Source organism: Anaerococcus sp. NML200574 (genome assembly GCF_026131665.1).
GTDB lineage: Bacteria > Bacillota > Clostridia > Tissierellales > Peptoniphilaceae > Anaerococcus > Anaerococcus kampingae.
The window spans coordinates 1-16,814 of sequence record NZ_JAMXSM010000031.1 but is presented as its reverse complement, the minus strand read 5'-3'; the positions used below and the strand labels follow the sequence as shown (position 1 = coordinate 16,814).

General features: G+C 36.0%; 19 protein-coding genes. 14 read left to right on the top strand and 5 right to left on the bottom strand.

All coding sequences use genetic code 11. From position 1 onward, the window contains the following. On the top strand, nucleotides 1–192 hold a 192-nt coding region (locus NH286_RS09180), incomplete at its 5' end, for a hypothetical protein (RefSeq protein ID WP_265238437.1). 88 nt (nucleotides 193–280) lie between these two features. On the opposite strand, the gene ymfI is transcribed toward NH286_RS09180, so the two are convergent. Continuing rightward, nucleotides 281–1,009, bottom strand: a complete 729-nt coding sequence (ymfI, locus tag NH286_RS09175; RefSeq protein ID WP_265213000.1) for an elongation factor P 5-aminopentanone reductase — start codon at nucleotides 1,007–1,009, stop codon at nucleotides 281–283. Between the two features lie 77 nt (nucleotides 1,010–1,086). Here ymfI and NH286_RS09170 point away from each other — a divergent pair, with 77 nt between their 5' ends. Then, nucleotides 1,087–1,923, top strand: coding sequence for an aldo/keto reductase (locus tag NH286_RS09170; protein ID WP_265238435.1), 837 nt, complete (start codon nucleotides 1,087–1,089; stop codon nucleotides 1,921–1,923). A 46-nt stretch (nucleotides 1,924–1,969) separates the two neighbouring features. Here the strand turns inward: NH286_RS09170 and NH286_RS09165 are convergent, their stop codons facing one another. From NH286_RS09165 to NH286_RS09155, 3 genes are all read right to left on the bottom strand, one after another. Then, nucleotides 1,970–2,509, bottom strand: coding sequence for an NADPH-dependent FMN reductase (locus NH286_RS09165; RefSeq protein WP_265238433.1), 540 nt, complete (start codon nucleotides 2,507–2,509; stop codon nucleotides 1,970–1,972). Between the two features lie 89 nt (nucleotides 2,510–2,598). Beyond that, a complete protein-coding gene (gltA, locus tag NH286_RS09160; protein ID WP_265213004.1) occupies nucleotides 2,599–3,990 on the bottom strand; it encodes an NADPH-dependent glutamate synthase in 1,392 nt (463 codons plus the stop codon). Beyond that, complete coding sequence (locus NH286_RS09155) at nucleotides 3,977–4,819, bottom strand: sulfide/dihydroorotate dehydrogenase-like FAD/NAD-binding protein (RefSeq protein WP_106459910.1); 843 nt, start codon at nucleotides 4,817–4,819, stop codon at nucleotides 3,977–3,979. Before NH286_RS09155 ends, gltA begins: the two co-directional genes overlap by 14 nt. Before the next feature lie 171 nt (nucleotides 4,820–4,990). Here NH286_RS09155 and NH286_RS09150 point away from each other — a divergent pair, with 171 nt between their 5' ends. The 11 genes from NH286_RS09150 (at nucleotide 4,991) to mnmA (ending at nucleotide 14,203) form a co-directional block, all read left to right on the top strand. Then, entirely contained in the window at nucleotides 4,991–6,766 is a 1,776-nt protein-coding gene (locus NH286_RS09150; RefSeq protein WP_106459911.1) for an ABC transporter ATP-binding protein, read from the top strand. 78 nt (nucleotides 6,767–6,844) lie between these two features. Next, entirely contained in the window at nucleotides 6,845–7,645 is an 801-nt protein-coding gene (locus tag NH286_RS09145; protein WP_106459912.1) for a J domain-containing protein, read from the top strand. An 8-nt stretch (nucleotides 7,646–7,653) separates the two neighbouring features. Beyond that, nucleotides 7,654–8,436 carry a threonine/serine ThrE exporter family protein gene (locus tag NH286_RS09140; protein WP_265213008.1) on the top strand — a complete coding sequence of 261 codons (783 nt, stop codon included), beginning with the start codon at nucleotides 7,654–7,656 and terminating at the stop codon, nucleotides 8,434–8,436. Nucleotide 8,437: 1 nt separating this feature from the next. Continuing rightward, a complete protein-coding gene (locus NH286_RS09135) occupies nucleotides 8,438–8,920 on the top strand; it encodes a threonine/serine exporter family protein (protein WP_106459914.1) in 483 nt (160 codons plus the stop codon). Further along, nucleotides 8,917–9,399 carry a peptide-methionine (S)-S-oxide reductase MsrA gene (msrA, locus tag NH286_RS09130; protein WP_265213009.1) on the top strand — a complete coding sequence of 161 codons (483 nt, stop codon included), beginning with the start codon at nucleotides 8,917–8,919 and terminating at the stop codon, nucleotides 9,397–9,399. The genes NH286_RS09135 and msrA overlap by 4 nt, the downstream gene beginning before the upstream one ends. Before the next feature lies 1 nt (nucleotide 9,400). Then, nucleotides 9,401–10,471 carry a GH25 family lysozyme gene (locus tag NH286_RS09125; RefSeq protein WP_265213011.1) on the top strand — a complete coding sequence of 357 codons (1,071 nt, stop codon included), beginning with the start codon at nucleotides 9,401–9,403 and terminating at the stop codon, nucleotides 10,469–10,471. A gap of 2 nt (nucleotides 10,472–10,473) precedes the next feature. Next, nucleotides 10,474–10,695, top strand: coding sequence for a YdbC family protein (locus tag NH286_RS09120; protein WP_106459917.1), 222 nt, complete (start codon nucleotides 10,474–10,476; stop codon nucleotides 10,693–10,695). 43 nt (nucleotides 10,696–10,738) lie between these two features. Then, complete coding sequence (locus tag NH286_RS09115) at nucleotides 10,739–11,152, top strand: EamA family transporter (protein ID WP_265213014.1); 414 nt, start codon at nucleotides 10,739–10,741, stop codon at nucleotides 11,150–11,152. A 33-nt stretch (nucleotides 11,153–11,185) separates the two neighbouring features. Then, on the top strand, nucleotides 11,186–11,881 hold the full coding sequence (locus tag NH286_RS09110) for an aldose epimerase (protein ID WP_265213016.1): 696 nt from the start codon (nucleotides 11,186–11,188) through the stop codon (nucleotides 11,879–11,881). Nucleotides 11,882–12,035: 154 nt separating this feature from the next. After that, nucleotides 12,036–13,103: a cysteine desulfurase family protein gene (locus tag NH286_RS09105; protein ID WP_265238430.1), complete on the top strand. Its 1,068-nt coding sequence runs from the start codon at nucleotides 12,036–12,038 to the stop codon at nucleotides 13,101–13,103. Next, nucleotides 13,100–14,203: a tRNA 2-thiouridine(34) synthase MnmA gene (gene mnmA / locus NH286_RS09100; protein WP_265213019.1), complete on the top strand. Its 1,104-nt coding sequence runs from the start codon at nucleotides 13,100–13,102 to the stop codon at nucleotides 14,201–14,203. The genes NH286_RS09105 and mnmA overlap by 4 nt, the downstream gene beginning before the upstream one ends. Nucleotides 14,204–14,241: 38 nt before the next feature. On the opposite strand, the gene NH286_RS09095 is transcribed toward mnmA, so the two are convergent. Then, nucleotides 14,242–15,069: an exodeoxyribonuclease III gene (locus NH286_RS09095; RefSeq protein WP_265238428.1), complete on the bottom strand. Its 828-nt coding sequence runs from the start codon at nucleotides 15,067–15,069 to the stop codon at nucleotides 14,242–14,244. A gap of 145 nt (nucleotides 15,070–15,214) precedes the next feature. Here NH286_RS09095 and NH286_RS09090 point away from each other — a divergent pair, with 145 nt between their 5' ends. Beyond that, entirely contained in the window at nucleotides 15,215–16,639 is a 1,425-nt protein-coding gene (locus NH286_RS09090; RefSeq protein WP_265238426.1) for a hypothetical protein, read from the top strand. Nucleotides 16,640–16,814: the final 175 nt, after the last annotated feature.

Below are 16,814 nucleotides of genomic sequence, written 5' to 3'. Positions count from 1 at the left end.
CTTGCTAATTTATTTAAACTTATTTCGCCTTCTTCGTATTCTTTTATTACTTTTTTCTTTAATTCTAAACTATATTTTTTCATTGCAGCCTCTTTTCTAGCTACAACTTTTGGGGAGTCCTACAGGGGCCTCTGCCGCCCCCTTAGCGTTCCCCCTTATTACGAAGATTCAATTGTATATAAATATTATTAATTATGAGATGATAGTACGAAGAATTATACTGCATATTATTATTATCTATGGTAAAAACACAATAATAATAGTTTAAGAATTATTGTAATTAATAAAACCCCCCATTTATATGAATAATATCCCCAGTTATATAAGAAGCCTCATCAGAGATCAAGTACCTGACTAGGCCTGCGATTTCTTCTGGCTTTGCTAGTCTTTTTATGCCTACTTCTTCTTTTAACTGATCGATTTCTTCTGGGCTAAAGTCTCTTTTCATCATGTCTGTATCCACCATGCCCGGGGCTATGGCGTTTACTCTTATATTTGATGGGGCAAGTTCTTTGGCCATGGCCTTGGTGAAGGTATTTATGGCGCCCTTGCTTGTTGAATATGATGATTCCATGCTTGCTCCGAAGTCTCCCCAGATTGAGCTTATATTTATAATTACTCCCTCTTTTTTCTCAATCATTTTTGGTATGGCTCTTTTGGAGTTTAAAAAGACCGAATTAAGGTTGGTATTTATTACATCCAGCCACTTGTCAAAGGGAGTGTCTTGGATTAGGCCAAAGTAGGATATACCTGCGTTATTTATTAGGATGTCGACACTTTTGAAATTGTCTTCAATTATTTTAAACATCGCTTCTACCTGGTCTTCATCTGATACATCTGCCCCTATGGCTATTACCATGGGATTTATTTCTCTTAATTCTTTTAGAAGATCCATGGCTTCATCTTTGCTCTTATTATAATTTATTACGATTTGATAATCTTTTGCGAGGTTTTTGGCAATTGCAGCACCTATTCCCCTGGAAGATCCTGTTATTAATACTGTTTTCATAACTTTATTATAACATATTTGTTAAATAGGGTATAAATTTATTGATGATATGATGATTAGAATTCTAAGGAGTAGATATGAAATATTTTAAATTAAATGATGGAACTAAGGTTCCTGCAATTGGTTTTGGGACTTTTAAAATTACTGAAGAAGCTGATATGGAAAGGTCTATTGGCTCTGCAATAGAAGCTGGCTATAGGTATTTTGATACTGCTAAATACTATGAAAATGAAGACTTAGTTGGTAAATACCTTAAGGGTTCTGGTCTTAAAAGGGGAGAAATACAAGTAGCTACCAAGGTTTGGCCTGTAGATTTTGATCCAGATGCTTGCAGAAGATCAATTGACAATTCTCTAAAAAAGCTCGACCTTGACTATATAGATGTTTTATTGCTTCACTGGTATGGAGAAGATTTTGATAAGGCTTGGAAAGTTTTTCAGGATTATAGGGACCAAGGCCTTGTTAAATCAATTGGTGTGTGCAATTTTACAAGAGCTCAACTTAAAGAATTAATTAGTCTTGGAGAAAAGCCAGTCCTTGACCAATTAGAAAGTCATTTGTATTTTCAAGATATTGATAATAAAAATTTCCTAATGGAAAATGGCATCCTACACCAGGCTTGGGGACCACTTTCTCAAGGTAAGTCCAATCTTTTGGATGAGCAAATTCTAAAAGAAATAGGGGATAAGTACGGAAAAACTCCTGCCCAAATTGCCCTTAAATGGAATATAGAAAGGGATACTATGGTCCTTGTAAAATCTTCAAATGAGGGAAGGATTAAGGAAAATATTTCGATTTTTGACTTTGACCTTAGCGAAGAAGATATGAACGCCCTTGCTAGCCTTGATAGGAAGGAAAGATTTTCAAATGACCCAGAAAATCAGGAGTGGCTTGATAAGATAAGAAGAGGATAAATAAAAGGTGATGGAGAAAATTTTAAATTTTCCATCACCTTTTTTCTTAGTCTATAAATTTTTGAGCAAAGTCTACGAAAGCATCGCATGCGCTCTTTACAAATGGTCTAGTTTCTTCGATTAGTTTGCCGTCTTTATCAAATAATTCGTTAATCTTAGCTAGGTATACTTCTGGTTTGCTCATGGCTATGAGGTCTACACAGGTGAAGGATTGCTTTAGGGCAAGGTTACTTGATACACCGCCCATTGTACCTATGGTTGAGCTAAATACTGTAGCAGGTTTTCCGGCCCAAAGATTGCCTTCTGGTCCACGAGATGCTATATCGATTGCATTTTTTAAAACTGGAGCAAGGGACCTGTTGTATTCTGGTGTGATAAAGATAAAGGCATCACATTTTTTAACATCTTCTCTAAGCTTTGTGTAGGCTGGGTGAATTTCTCCCATGTCTAGGTCTTGGTTATAAAAAGGTGTCTCGCTTAGGTCGATTTTATATGTTTCAACATCAAGCAGTTCTGCTACTTCCTTGGCAAGCTTTTTATTCCATGAATTCTTTCTAAGTGATCCTACTAATAATCCTATTTTCATTGATAAATCCTTTCTTTTTTCTTTAATTAAATTATACCCTAAAGTCTAAATTATAAGCAAAAAGAGCCAGCTAAAGCTAGCTCTAATGTTTAATCATTTTTATTTCTTATATATTTATCAATATTTGCTGCAGCTTTTTTACCTGCTCCCATGGCAAGGATTACTGTAGCTGCACCACTTACAGCATCACCACCTGCAAAGACCCCGTCTTTTGTGGTCATGGTTGTATCATCTATTATGATTCCGCCCCAAGATTCTGTTTCTATGTCTGGGTTGGTGTGTTTTATAAGTGGGTTTGGAGATTGGCCAATTGAAATTATTACTGATTCAAATGGGACTTCTTCATATTCTCCAGTTGGAAGTGGCCTACGTCTGCCTGATGCATCTGGCTCACCTAGGACCATTTTTTCTACCTTAACAGCCTTTACCCAACCATTTTCGCCGATGATTTCTACTGGATTGTGGAGGTTCATGAAGTTGATGCCTTCTTCTATGGCGTGGTGGCTTTCTTCAGCCCTTGCTGGCATTTCTTCAAAGCTTCTACGATATACTACTGTTACATCTGCCCCAAGTCTTTTTGCTGATCTTGCAGCATCCATTGCCACGTTTCCGCCGCCTACTACACAGACTTTTTTGCCTACGTGGACTGGTGTGTCATATTCTGGGAACTTGTAGGCCTTCATGAGGTTCATACGGGTTAGAAATTCATTTGCTGAGTAGACTCCATTGTAGTTTTCTCCTGGAATGCCTAAAAATGAAGGAAGACCTGCACCTGTCGAGATATAGATTGCTTCATAGCCCTTTTCCTTTAGGTCATCAAGGGAGAGGGTTCTACCGACTATGACATTTGTCCTAAGCTTAACACCTAGGCCAATTACGTTTTTAAGTTCTGTATTTACAAGCTTTTTAGGAAGTCTAAATTCTGGTATACCATACATCAATACTCCTCCAGCTGTGTGGAAGGCATCAAAGAGGGTTACCTTGTAGCCAAGTTTGGCAAGATCTGCTGCAGCAGTTAGGCCAGAAGGTCCAGCACCTACAACAGCTACCTTTTCCTTGTTAGCATAGACTTCTACTGGTTTTTTATATTTTAAATTATTGTGATAGTCTGCGACAAATCTTTCAAGCCTACCGATTGCAACAGGTTCGCCTTTTTTGCCTCTAGTACATACTCCCTCGCATTGGTTTTCTTGAGGGCAGACCCTACCGCAGATAGCTGGGAGGTTGTTGGTTTCAGAAATTTTTTGGTAGGCTGCCTCTATATCTCCTTCTGTGATGAGGTGGATAAATTCTGGAATCTTTACAGAAACTGGACAGCCATCCATACAAGGTTTGTTCTTGCATTGAACACAGCGCATGGCTTCTTCTTGAGCCATTTCAAGAGTATAACCTTGGGCTACTTCTTCAAAGTTTTTGTTACGAACATTTGGGTCTTGTTCTGGCATTTTGACTTTTTCTTGACTCATATTAAATTTGGCCATTTCTTACCTCCCCAGTCAGGTTGCAGATGTGTTCTCTTTCTTCTGTAGCATAGTTTCTGGCTCTATTCATAGCTTCATCAAAGTCTACTAAAAATCCGTCAAAGTCAGGTCCATCTACGCAGGCAAATTTCATTTCTCCGCCTACAGTTAGCCTGCAACAGCCACACATGCCAGTTCCATCTACCATTATAGAGTTCATTGAAACTGTTGTAGGAATATCGTGTGGTCTTGTGACAGCTACTACATTTTTCATCATAATAGCAGGGCCAATGGTTAGGACGTGGTCGTATTTTTTGCCTTCATTTATAAGATCTTCGAGCACTTGGGTTACAAAACCTTGTCTGCCATAAGATCCATCGTCTGTTGTTATGTATAAATTATCTGAACAAGCCTTTAGCTCGTCTTCTAGTATGATTATGTCCTTATTTTTAAAACCCATTATTACATCGACATTAGCTCCGACCTCGTGAAGGTATTTAGCTTGTGGATAGGCTATAGCTGTACCAAGTCCTCCGCCCACAACGCATACATTTTTGCCCTTAAGGGAATCTAGGTCTGTTGGCACACCAAGTGGTCCTACAAAGTCTAAAAATCCATCGCCAGCCTTAAGATTATCCATCCTCATAGTTGTACCACCGATAATTTGTACAATGATAGTTACGTTTTCTTCGTCAGTTGATGATATGGTAAAAGGCACTCTTTCGCCCTTTTCATCAAGCCTTAGGATAATAAATTGGCCTGGGAGAGCTTTTCTTGCAATCTCTGGGGCTTTAACAACAAATTTGATAGTGTTAGCATTCAAATTTGTCTTTTCAATAATTCTTGCCATTATTCCTCCTCAAATTGAAATTAAAAGCTAGTAGATATAAGCTTTTCTTTACTGATAATATACTATTTTGACAAGGATTAAGCAATGAGCCTGTAAAAAGCAATTTGAGGTGATATATTTATAAAATATAGTATTATAAAGCTATTGTTAATAATAAAAGAAGGGAGTTTTATGGAAAAGCAAAAGAGAAAATACACAACCAAATACCTTTTGAAACGCTTCATACCATATTATAAGCCATATAAAAAGGTACTTATACAAGATTTAATAGCGGCAAGCCTTACAACCCTATCAGAGCTAATCCTTCCAATTTTATTATCCTACCTTACAGATTGGGCACAAATTGGGATTTTGGATGGGCCAAGGATAGTAAAGGTTGCTATAATATATGCCATAACTAAGTCAATATCAGTAATAGCCAGATACTTCATGCAATCAAGGGGCCACATAATGGGAGCCTTCATCGAAAAGGACATGAGAAGGGACATTTTTAACCACCTCCTAGAGATGGATACAGAATTTTTCAACGAATCAAAGGTCGGTCAGCTAATGACTAGACTTACCTCAGATTTGTTTGAAATAACAGAATTTTCCCACCACGTCCCAGAAGAATTCTTAGTCGGGGCAATCAAACTAATTATATCCTTTATAGTATTGATAAATATTGATATCAAGCTATCTTTAATAATATATTTGATGATTCCAATCATGTATATCATGTCAAGAAGGTCCAGGGAAAAATTTAGACAGGCTACATTTGAGACCAAACGTCAAATAGGGGCAATCAATGCAGGAGTAGAGGATACTTTGCTTGGCATAAGCGTAGTAAAGTCTTTTGCCAACGAAGGAGTCGAAAAGGGTAAATTTGCCAAGGAAAATTCCAAATTTGCCGATATAAAATCTGATAGATACTATGCTATGGCTAGATTTTTCATGGTCAAGGATTCTTTTTCAGGAATTATGTATCTACTTTTGATAAGTTTTGGTGGCTACTTTGTAGTAAGTGGAGAGATAAGTCCTGGAGATTTAATAGCTTTTACCATGTATCTAAACATGCTAATTGCAACAATTGAAAGGCTAATTAACTTCACCGACACCTTTGAAGCAGGAACTACAGGAATAGAAAGATTTGTAGAAGTAATGAGCCTAGATAAGGATATATTTGATAAGGAAAATCCAGAAAATCTTGATGATGTGAAGGGTAAGATTGAATTTGAAAATGTCTACTTCAAATATCCAAACACGCCAGATGAGGACCCTTATGTATTAGAAGATATGTCATTTAAGATAAATGTCGGCGAAAACATAGCCCTAGTAGGCCCATCAGGAGCTGGAAAGACAACTATCTCAAAATTAATCCCAAGATTTTATGATGTTGATAAGGGGTCTATAAAAATCGACAATACTGATATTAAGGACCTATCAATTGAGTCACTTAGAAATAATATAGGAATCGTCCAACAAGATGTCTACCTATTTTCAGGCACAGTTAGGGAAAATATCGCCTATGGTAAGGATGATGCTACTGAGGCTGAAATAATAGAGGCTGCTAGACTTGCTGGGGCAGATGAATTTATAAAAGATTTGCCAGATGGCCTTGATACCTATATAGGAGAACGTGGAGTGAAATTATCCGGCGGTCAGAAACAAAGGATATCAATTGCCAGGGTATTTTTGAAAAATCCACCAATCTTAATCCTAGATGAGGCTACAAGTGCTCTAGATAATAAGAGCGAGGCAATTGTACAAGCTTCCCTTGAAAAATTATCTAAGGGTAGGACAACCCTCACCATAGCCCACAGGTTATCAACCATAATTAATGCTGATGAAATCCTAGTTTTAACTTATGATGGCATAGTTGAAAGAGGAAACCACAAGAATCTTTTAGAGAAAAAAGGCGTCTATTATAATCTATATAATTCCAATAACACAGACTTATTTGGATAAAATTGGCGGAAGGAAGCTTCCGTCTTTTTATTGGTAAAAATCCTTTAAGATGTATAATAAAGGGAGAAAGGGTGACTTATGAAGAAATTTTTTGGAAAGTTCCTTCACGGACTTGCAACATTAATCGGGACTATTTTTACAGTCCTTATAAATTTTATGAATATTTTAGTAATGACCTTTGAGGGCATCAGATCTCTCCTTGCAGTCGTATTTATGCTGGGTTGTTCAACTTTTATATTTTTGCCAACCTTGCTCTTATTTTTACCATCAAAGGTGTGGATGGCAATTTTTGTAATCATGATAATACCAGTTCTTGGACCAAGTTTTATATCATTTTTAAGATATGGCAACTATGTCCTAACTGAATGGATGTATGATAGGGCCAACTCCCTAATTACAGGAGAAAAGCAAGGATTTGACTCTCTTGGTGATTATTCAGAAAAATATATAAATGATAGGCAAAAGGAAAGACAAAGAGCTGCCGAAGAAGAGGCTAGGGCACGCCAAGAGAGGATGAATGATTACTTTGAAGATATATTCGGTAACTTCACCTACTATGAAACAAGAGATTTTGGCCAAGGAGATTTTTCTGGCTTTGGTAACTATCAAAACCAAGGCGGATATCAAGGTGGATATCAGAATTATGGAGTAAATGACCTAGGTTTTAAGGAAAAATACGAAAAATCTTGTCAAACCTTAGACCTACCTTTAAATACAGACATTTACCAGGTTAAGCTTAATTATAGAAAGCTTGCAAAAAAATACCATCCTGATCTAAATAAAGAGCCAGGAGCTAAGGAGAAATTCCAAGAGGTAAATGCAGCCTATGAGTTTTTGAGTGAAGATAATATTAAAAAGTATAAGAATACTTACCTATAGGAAAAATTATGCACGATCAGATAAGAAATGAAGAATCAGCTGTCCTATTATCAGAAATAGCCAGCGATGCTGGTGCCATCATGCTTGAAAATGGTGCTGAAGTTTATAGGGTAGAAGATACAATTGAAAGAATTATAAGAAGTAAGAAAAATACTAAGGATGTGGATGTTTACTCAACTACCAATGTTATAATCCTAAGCTTTTCTTACAAAAATGAAGTCCATACCAATGTTAGAAGGGTCAAAGCTAGGTCAAATAACCTTTATTATATAGATAAGGTCAATAGCTTTTCCAGGTCCTTCTGTAGGGGAGAGATGAGCCTTGAAAATGCCCTAAGGGAGCTTAAAAACATTAAGGAATCACCAGATAAACCCCTAATTTTTAAGATTGTCGGTGCAGGCATTGCAGCTGCTGCTTATTCACTCCTTTTAAAGGGTGGTATAAATGAGATGTTAATTTCCTTTATTGTAGGAAGCTTATCCTACTATTTTGCTCATTTTCTTGAAGAAAATAGTTTGGGATATTTTGTTGTTAATTACCTCTACGGAGTAATGGTTTCACTGGTAACTATCCTTGCCCTTAACTTTATTGGAGGGATTGAGTCATCTAAGGTTATAATTTCATCAATGATGGCTTTTGTCCCTGGAATAATGCTTACAAATTCCATGAGAGACTTGATGAGTGGGGATTCAACCTCTGGTCTAACTGGAGCGGTTATTGCAATTTTAATTTCAACAGCCCTTGCCATGGGCGTAGGTACACCGATTACTATTATGAAGCTTTGGAGTTAAGATGTTATATATAAAAGAATTTATAATTTCAACTATATCTGCCTTTGGATTTTCATATGTGTTTAATTCGCCAAAAAAGTCAGTCTTAGTTTCAGGACTTAATGCGGGCTTTGGCTGGGTTATATTTAGGCTTGTTGAGCAATTTAGCGAATCTGTCTATATAGCTTCTTTTATGTCAGCCTTATTTATAGCCATTAGTTCAGAAGTTTTGGCAAGGATTTTTCATTATCCAGCCAGCATATTTATCTTCCCTGGCATAATAAATCTTTGCCCAGGAGAAGCAATTTACAATACTATGAGATATTTTATAGCAAATGAGACACCTATGGCTATAATTTCACTTTATAAGGCCCTTGGTATAGCAGCAGCTATTGCCTTTGGAGTCTTATTGTCATCATCATTTTCCTTATCTTTAAGGACTTATAAGGAAAGAAGCCACAGGAGAACAGATTTTTTAAGCATATTATTAGGGAGAAAAAAATGATAGAAGTATATTTAGCAGGTGGGTGCTTTTGGGGAGTTGAAGCCTACTTTTCAAATCTTGATGGAGTAATTAAGACAGAAGTAGGCTATGCCAATGGTAAAACTGCCACAACCACCTATGAAGAGTTAAAAGTCACAGGCTTTGCGGAAACAGTCAAGGTAACATTTGATGAAGAAATTATAAGTTTAAATGAAATATTTGAACATTTTTACTATATAATTGACCCAACTAGCCTTAACAAACAGGGCAATGATGTTGGAAGCCAATATAGGACTGGAATTTATTCTAGGTCTGAAGCAATTTTAAAGGCAGCAAGAAACTTTTTAAATATTAAGCAAGAAAAAGAAAAAGAGAAAATTATGGTGGAAGTCAAGGTCCTAAATAATTATATCAGGGCTGAAGAATACCACCAAGACTATTTAAAGAAAAACCCAGCTGGCTATTGCCATATAAATCTGGATGATGTATTGGAGATATAAAATGAAAATTAGAAAAATATTAGGCCTAGGCCTGGCCCTCCTTTTAGCTGGACCAAGCTTATCCTTTGCAGATGAAATAGTTTATTACGATAATAGCAATTTGGATAAGGTCTTAGTAGAAAATGGAATAAAGGTTGATACAAATAAAATTTCAGCAAGACGTCAAGCAGAAATAGCCAAAAATAATGATCAGGGCAGGCAAAATCTTACAAAAGAGACTAAAGAAGCAATTAAAGAAGTCAAAGAAGAAAAAGCTCCAGTTCTTTATCCAAAGACAGCAGTTTACTCAAATGTAGTAGATATTTCAGAGCACCAAAAGCCAAGTGCTATCAATTACGACAAGTTTGCCAAAGACATAGAGGGAGCAATCCTCCGTTCATCAATAACAACTTTCAAGGAAGATGAAAAAACTAAGGAAAAGACCTATTATCTTAGAAAAGATTTCACCGTGGATACCCATTATGATAATCTTAACAGAAGGGGAGTCCCAATTGGATTTTATCACTATTCAAGGGCTACAAATGAAGAAGAAGCTAGGAAAGAAGCCAACTTCGTCCTAGATTTTGTTAAAGGAAAAAATGTATCTCTTCCAATCTATATAGATATAGAAGATAATCTAAGGCAGGCCAAGGCAGGCAGGGAAAACTTATCAAGGGCAGCAGATGCTTTTATAAAGACGATGAAAGCCAAAGGATATCTTGCAGGAATTTATTCTTATCCACACTTTGCCAAAAACCACCTAACAAGAGAAGTTAGAAATAATAATGAATTTTGGATAGCTGATTATAAGGCAAAAAACTATACAGGCTATACAGATACAGACTTTGATGTATGGCAATATGCCCACACAGGCAGGGTAAATGGCTACAATGGTAACATTGATAAAAATATCCTATACAGAGATTATCCATTAATAATCAAAGGCAGATCTTATAAGGATATGGATAAGCTTGTCCAAGAAATCATGGATGGCTATTGGTCCTATGGTAAGGAAAGAGAAAGACGCTTGACTTATGCAGGCTACGACTATAATATAATACAAAAAGAAGTAAACAAAAGATTGAGAGGTTAATTATGGCAATTAAATATGATATAGTAGAAAATATCGGAGTATTATCAACAAATGCTAAGGGTTGGACCAAGGAGCTTAACCTAGTAAGCTGGAATGAAAGAGATCCAAAATACGATATCAGAGATTGGAATGAAGATCACACAAGAATGAGCAAGGGTATAACCCTAAGTGCTGAAGAAGCGGAAGTACTTAAAAATATCCTAGCTGACGAATTTGAAGACTAAAAGCCTCTCCCTAGCTGGGAGAGTTTTTCTATAAGGAGAAAAAATGACATATTTTTACGCTCTAATATCTGCAATATTTGCAGCTCTCACATCAATCCTCGCCAAGTTTGGCATAGGAGATATTAATTCAAACCTAGCCACAGCCATAAGGACTTGCGTAGTCCTAGTATTTTCCTGGATAATGGTTTTTGTTGTAGGTGGCCAGCATGACCTAAGTCAAATATCCAAAAAATCCCTCATATTTTTGATTCTTTCAGGTCTTGCCACAGGCATCTCCTGGCTAGCCTTCTATAAGGCAATCCAACTAGGAGATGTATCAAAGGTAGTGCCGATCGATAAGTTAAGTGTGGTCTTTACGATAATATTTGCCTTTTTATTTTTAGGAGAAGTAGCCAGCAAAAAGGCTATAATTGGGACAATTTTTATCACCATAGGCACCCTTGTCATGGTTTTATAAAATTTGGGTAAATATAAAAATAAAGGAGATTTTATGGAAAAAGAATTAAAAAATAAAAAAATATATTTACAAGTAAATACAAATGGGGCCTACATAGAAAAATTCACCTATGATGAGAAAGATGTATTTTACCCAAAATTTCAAAGGGAAATTAATGGCAAAAATAAAACAAGAGGTGGCAGCCACCCATGCCTTCCATCCTTTGGTCCAAGCGAGATAAACGACCTTAAAGATCATGGCTACGGAAGAGATAAGGAGTGGGAAATTAAAGAGATAAGCGATAAAAAAATCGACCTCTATCTTGCAGGAAGATGTGGCTATGAAGGAGTAGATTCCTTTATAAGCTACGAGTTGGGAGAGGATTATTTATTAGCTGAGATAAAGATGGTAAATGGGTCTGATAAGGACTTGCCAGTAGCACCAGGCTTTCACCCATATTTTAAAGCAGGAGAAAGCTTTAAAGTAGAGGGCCTAGATTTTGGCGACTTTAACCTAGAAGACACTTATTTTTTGGATGCTAGTGAAGTAAAATTCAGGGCAGAAAATTTTAATATAAAAATCACAAGCGATAATTTCCACAAATTTGCAATTTGGACAGATTTTCTAGAAGATTATAGGTGCGTAGAACCATGCTACAATGGCAAGTCTTTCATCAAGGGCGGAGACCCATTTATCCTAAAATCTGGCCAAACTTTTAAGGCATCAATGAAAATAAAAATTGAAGAATAAGCAAAATATCCAGGTTCAGACTTGGATATTTTAAAATCAGTAAATATTATTCGAAAGAAATTTATGAAAAATTAAAGTGAAAAATGCCGCCTTAGGGCGGTTTTCATTTGCTCACAAACCTTGATATCAAGCTTTATAAAAGTATATTCAAAGAATGAAGAAGATATATTTTGACTATGCTGCAACTAGCATTAAAAGAAAGAAAATTTTAGAAAAAATATTAGAAAATGCTGATAAGTTTGACGGCAACCCTGATTCTAGCCATGCCTTTGGTAGAGAGGCTAAGAAGATTTTGGAAGATGCAAGAAGAAATATTGCAGAAAGCATAAATGCAAATCCATCTCAAATTATTTTCACATCAGGGGCAAGTGAGTCAAATAATACAGTTTTATCAGCCTTTGCTGATCAGAAAATTATCACAACAAATATAGAACATGACTCTATAGAAAATACTTATAAGCCAGAAAATACCATCCTTTTAGGGATTGAAAAAGATACCGACATTCTTGAGGCCCTTAAGGCAAAGCTTACTGATGAGGTTAAGCTTGTGTCAATAATGATGGTTAATAACGAAACTGGTTTTATTTTACCTATCAAGGAAATTGGAGAATTTCTAAGAGATAGGGATGTGTATTTTCATGTAGACTGCGTCCAGGCCTATGGCCATATTGATATAGATGTGGATGATATGGGGATTGATTTCTTATCCCTTTCTGGCCATAAGATTGGTGGAATTAATGGTTTTGGAGTGCTTTTTGCAAGAGAAAACCTCCCTTCCTTTATAAAGGGTGGCGAACAGGAAAAATACCGCAGGGCCGGAACTTCCTTTGTAATGGGAGCCTATTCGATGGCTAAATCTTTCCCTTATATGGTTGAAGAAAGGGAAATGATAAGAGAATTAAAGAAATATTTGATAGAAAGTCTTGGTAAAACTGGATTGGCTTTTGAAATAAATGGCAATCCAGAAAAAGATGTCGATCATATTATAAATATTTATTTTAAGGACTACAGGGCAGATTTTCTCCTTACCTATTTGGATATGAATGGTATAGGGGTTTCTGCAGGTTCTGCTTGCAGGGCTGGTGCTGTGATTCCTTCAAAGGTTGTTGAAAGAATTTATGGGCCAGAAAGGGCGAAAAATTCCCTTAGGATAAGTCTTGGTTTTGAAAATACTAAGGAAGATATTGACAAACTTATAGAAGTGTTAGGAGCTTTGAGATGACAGATAAAAAAGATATAAAGGTAATAGTAGGTATCTCAGGTGGGGTAGATTCTTCTGTTGCAGCCCTTCTTTTAAAGGAAGAAGGCTATGATGTGACAGGGATTTTCATGAAAAACTGGGATGATACCGATGAAAATGGCTTTTGTACTGCCGAAGAAGACTTTGAAGATGCAGTAGCAGTTTGTAATCAAATCGGCATTCCCTACTATTCAATAAATTTTGAAAAAGAATACTATGACAGGGTTTTTACTTATTTTCTTGAAGAATATAAGAAGGGTAGGACTCCAAACCCTGATATCATGTGCAATAAGGAAATAAAATTTAAGGCATTTTTAGATTTTGCCAAAAATCTTGGAGCAGACTATCTTGCAACAGGCCATTATGCCAGAGTTGATAGGTCTAGCGGGGAAACAAAGATGCTTAGGGGCCTAGATTCTAACAAGGATCAAACCTATTTTCTAAGCCAACTTTCCCAAGACCAGATAAAGGATGTACTATTTCCTGTAGGAGATTTGCAAAAATCTGAGGTGAGGGAAATCGCTAAAAGAGCAGGCCTTGCTACAGCAAATAAGAAGGATTCAACAGGAATTTGCTTCATTGGCGAAAGAGATTTTAACGAATTCCTATCCCATTATTTGCCAGCCCAGCCGGGAAATATTGTCAATACTGAGGGAAATATTTTGGGCAAACACGATGGCCTTATGTATCACACAATCGGTCAAAGACGTGGTCTTGGAATTGGTGGAGAAGGTGAAGCTTGGTTTGTCTATGGCAAAGATTTAGAAAAAAACGAGCTTCTAGTTTGCCAGGGAAAGAAAAATCCACTCCTATTTTCAAATAAGCTTTATGGTTCAGAATTTTCTACAATTTCTGATAAGCCTTGCCCAGAAGAATTTGATTGCACTGCCAAATTTAGGTACAGACAGGCAGATATAAATGCCCATGTAAAATTACTTGGGGATGGCAAGGTAGAAGTGACCTATGATGAAACCAAGGCAGTTACACCTGGCCAAGCTGCAGTATTTTATGATGGGGAAGTGTGCTTGGGATCTGCAATAATTGATGAAGTATATATGAATGATAAAAAGTTAAGAGTATAAAAATAAACCTTGAAAGCATTGAACTTTCAAGGTTTTTCTTATATATTTATTTCTAAAACAATAGGTGTGTGGTCTTGTCTTTCGCCAGAGTTAATCATATCAGAATTTGTTATTAAATCCTTAATCCTATCAGAAACTAGGAAATAATCTATTCTCCAGCCTGAGTTGTTGATTTTACTTGTTTTTACCCTTTGGGCCCACCAGGTGTATTTGCCTCGGGCATCGCCGTGGATATATCTAAAGGTGTCTGTAAAGCCCTTTGCTAAAAGATTTGTAAAACCTTCCCTCTCCTCGTCTGTAAAACCAGCTGACATGTGGTTGTTTTCTGGATGGGCTAGGTCAATTTCCTCGTGGGCTACATTGTAGTCTCCACAGGCAATTACTGGTTTATTTTTGTCAAGACTAGATAGATAATCTGCATAAAGCTTGTCCCATTCTTGTCTTTCAGCTAGTCTTGCAAGCTCACCACCCGCATTTGGTGTATAGACATGGGTGAAGTAATAATTTTCAAACTCTAAAGTAATAATTCTACCTTCCAAATCCATTGTAGATGGGGCCCCGATTACAGGAAAGTCTACCTCAGGCTTTAGGCCTTTTTTATAAAGGGTCATGGTACCTGCATAGGATTTGCGAGCGCCTTCCTGGCTTGATAGCCAAACATAATCATAATCAGGGAAATATTCGGCAAGTTTTTCCTTATGTTTCTTGCTAGGGCCTCCGTGAGGAAGTTTAGTCTCTTGAATGGCGATTATATCCGCATCTTCCTTGACGATAGTATCTAATACTAAACGGCTCATTACAGCCCTAGCTGAATCGCTTGTAAGGGCTGCATTTAGTGAATCTATATTCCATGAAATAAATTTCATTTAAATCTCCTTTGCTATTTTCTTCTTATATTAGTATACAACTTAAAAAAAACTTTCAAAATTTCTACAAAATTAACACAAATTTAACACCCTATTGGGTATTATATAATTAAGAAAGATACCAATATATTTTAAGGAGGGTGTCATGAAAAAATCTAAATTATTACTAGCCCTAGCAATCTCAGCTATGTTAATTAACACTGCTTTCGCTAGCGAACAAATCCAAAATCAAAAAGTAAATGAAATCGAAGCAGAAGACTCAATTACAAATCCAAAAGTAGCAGAATATAAGATTAAAAAGATTTATGAGGAAGGTGTTGACCTTGCAGCAGTTAATAACGAAGCAGAAGTCTACAATGTGCCAAAATCTTATTTTAAGGGAATGGACCTTAAGGAAGGAAAAGTATTTACCCTTTACACATCTTGGGAAATTCTAGAATCTGATCCTGCAAAATTTGCAAAAGTATATAGGGTCATAGAAGGTAAAGAAAGCCACGTAATAACTGACACTTATGTAATTAAAAAAATAAATGCAGAAGGGGTAGACTTATATAAAAAATCTAATCCAGATGATTTATATAATGTTCCTAAGAGTGAATTCAAAAATATTGACCTTGTAGAAGGTAAAGAAGTTGAAATAACAGCCGATGATATTCTAACAGCCTCTGACCCTGCAAAATTTATTAAAATACATCAAATAAAAGAAGTGAAATCTGAAGAAGAAAAAATTGTAAAAGATTATGTAGTAAAAGAAATTCACGAAGAAGGTGTAGATCTTTATGAACTAGGAAATGAAGCAAATGTCTACAATGTTCCTAAAAAAGAATTTAAGGACATGAAGCTTGAAAAAGGCAAAGTCTTTACAATTACAACTAACGATGTAGTTATGACTTCTAATCCAGCCCAATTTGGTAAAATCTATTCAATAGTTGAAAAAGAACAAGCTAAAAAAATGACCAAAGAATATGTAGTAGAAAAAATAAATGGAGACTTTGTAACAGTCTATGAAAAAGGAAACAAAGAAGACAAATACAATCTAAATAAAAAAGATTTTGGAAAAGTAAATCCAGAAGTAGGCAAAACTTACAAGATAGAAACATCTGAAGAAATCCTAACATCAGATCCAGCTCAATTTGCAGCTGTATATAAGGTTGAAGAAGTAAAAGAAAAACAAAAAAAGGAAGAGAAAAAAGAAAAAGCTAAAGAAACTATGCTTACAGACACCTTTGTAATAGAAAAAATCGATGAGGAAGGAGTCACAGTAGCTAGAAAATCAAATAAGGAAGATAAGTATTTAGTCCCTAAAAAAGAATTTGGCAAAAGCGAATTAAAAGTAGGAAAAGTCTATAAAATCACGACAGATGATGTAATCCTAACTTCTTATCCAGCCCAATTTGGCAAAATCTTTAAGATAGAAGAAGTAGAGGCAAAAGATAATAAAAAGGAAGATAAAAATTCTAAAAAAGAAAACAAGTCTTCTGCTAAAAACCCAAAGACAGGTCTAATCGGCTCATCAATGGCCCTAATTGGACTAATCGGTGCAGGTCTTGCTTATAAAAAAACTAAATAAGAGATAAATGTTTAACTTTATTACAATCCATTCCTCAGGGGTGGATTGTTTAGTACCATAAATAGTGTAAGAAAGAAAGTGATTTCTATCTTGCACTATTTTTGTATAATGAAGAAGTAGTATGACGAGGTGGTTTTAGGGTTAAAATATCCGTCATAAAAACTGTCATCTACCT

Coding starts and splice junctions, on each gene's coding strand:
- ymfI (WP_265213000.1), bottom strand. CDS start 1,009: ATGAAAACAGTATTAATAACAGGATCTTCCAGGGGAATAGGTGCTGCA.
- NH286_RS09170 (WP_265238435.1), top strand. CDS start 1,087: ATGAAATATTTTAAATTAAATGATGGAACTAAGGTTCCTGCAATTGGT.
- NH286_RS09165 (WP_265238433.1), bottom strand. CDS start 2,509: ATGAAAATAGGATTATTAGTAGGATCACTTAGAAAGAATTCATGGAAT.
- gltA (WP_265213004.1), bottom strand. CDS start 3,990: ATGGCCAAATTTAATATGAGTCAAGAAAAAGTCAAAATGCCAGAACAA.
- NH286_RS09155 (WP_106459910.1), bottom strand. CDS start 4,819: ATGGCAAGAATTATTGAAAAGACAAATTTGAATGCTAACACTATCAAA.
- NH286_RS09150 (WP_106459911.1), top strand. CDS start 4,991: ATGGAAAAGCAAAAGAGAAAATACACAACCAAATACCTTTTGAAACGC.
- NH286_RS09145 (WP_106459912.1), top strand. CDS start 6,845: ATGAAGAAATTTTTTGGAAAGTTCCTTCACGGACTTGCAACATTAATC.
- NH286_RS09140 (WP_265213008.1), top strand. CDS start 7,654: ATGCACGATCAGATAAGAAATGAAGAATCAGCTGTCCTATTATCAGAA.
- NH286_RS09135 (WP_106459914.1), top strand. CDS start 8,438: ATGTTATATATAAAAGAATTTATAATTTCAACTATATCTGCCTTTGGA.
- msrA (WP_265213009.1), top strand. CDS start 8,917: ATGATAGAAGTATATTTAGCAGGTGGGTGCTTTTGGGGAGTTGAAGCC.
- NH286_RS09125 (WP_265213011.1), top strand. CDS start 9,401: ATGAAAATTAGAAAAATATTAGGCCTAGGCCTGGCCCTCCTTTTAGCT.
- NH286_RS09120 (WP_106459917.1), top strand. CDS start 10,474: ATGGCAATTAAATATGATATAGTAGAAAATATCGGAGTATTATCAACA.
- NH286_RS09115 (WP_265213014.1), top strand. CDS start 10,739: ATGACATATTTTTACGCTCTAATATCTGCAATATTTGCAGCTCTCACA.
- NH286_RS09110 (WP_265213016.1), top strand. CDS start 11,186: ATGGAAAAAGAATTAAAAAATAAAAAAATATATTTACAAGTAAATACA.
- NH286_RS09105 (WP_265238430.1), top strand. CDS start 12,036: ATGAAGAAGATATATTTTGACTATGCTGCAACTAGCATTAAAAGAAAG.
- mnmA (WP_265213019.1), top strand. CDS start 13,100: ATGACAGATAAAAAAGATATAAAGGTAATAGTAGGTATCTCAGGTGGG.
- NH286_RS09095 (WP_265238428.1), bottom strand. CDS start 15,069: ATGAAATTTATTTCATGGAATATAGATTCACTAAATGCAGCCCTTACA.
- NH286_RS09090 (WP_265238426.1), top strand. CDS start 15,215: ATGAAAAAATCTAAATTATTACTAGCCCTAGCAATCTCAGCTATGTTA.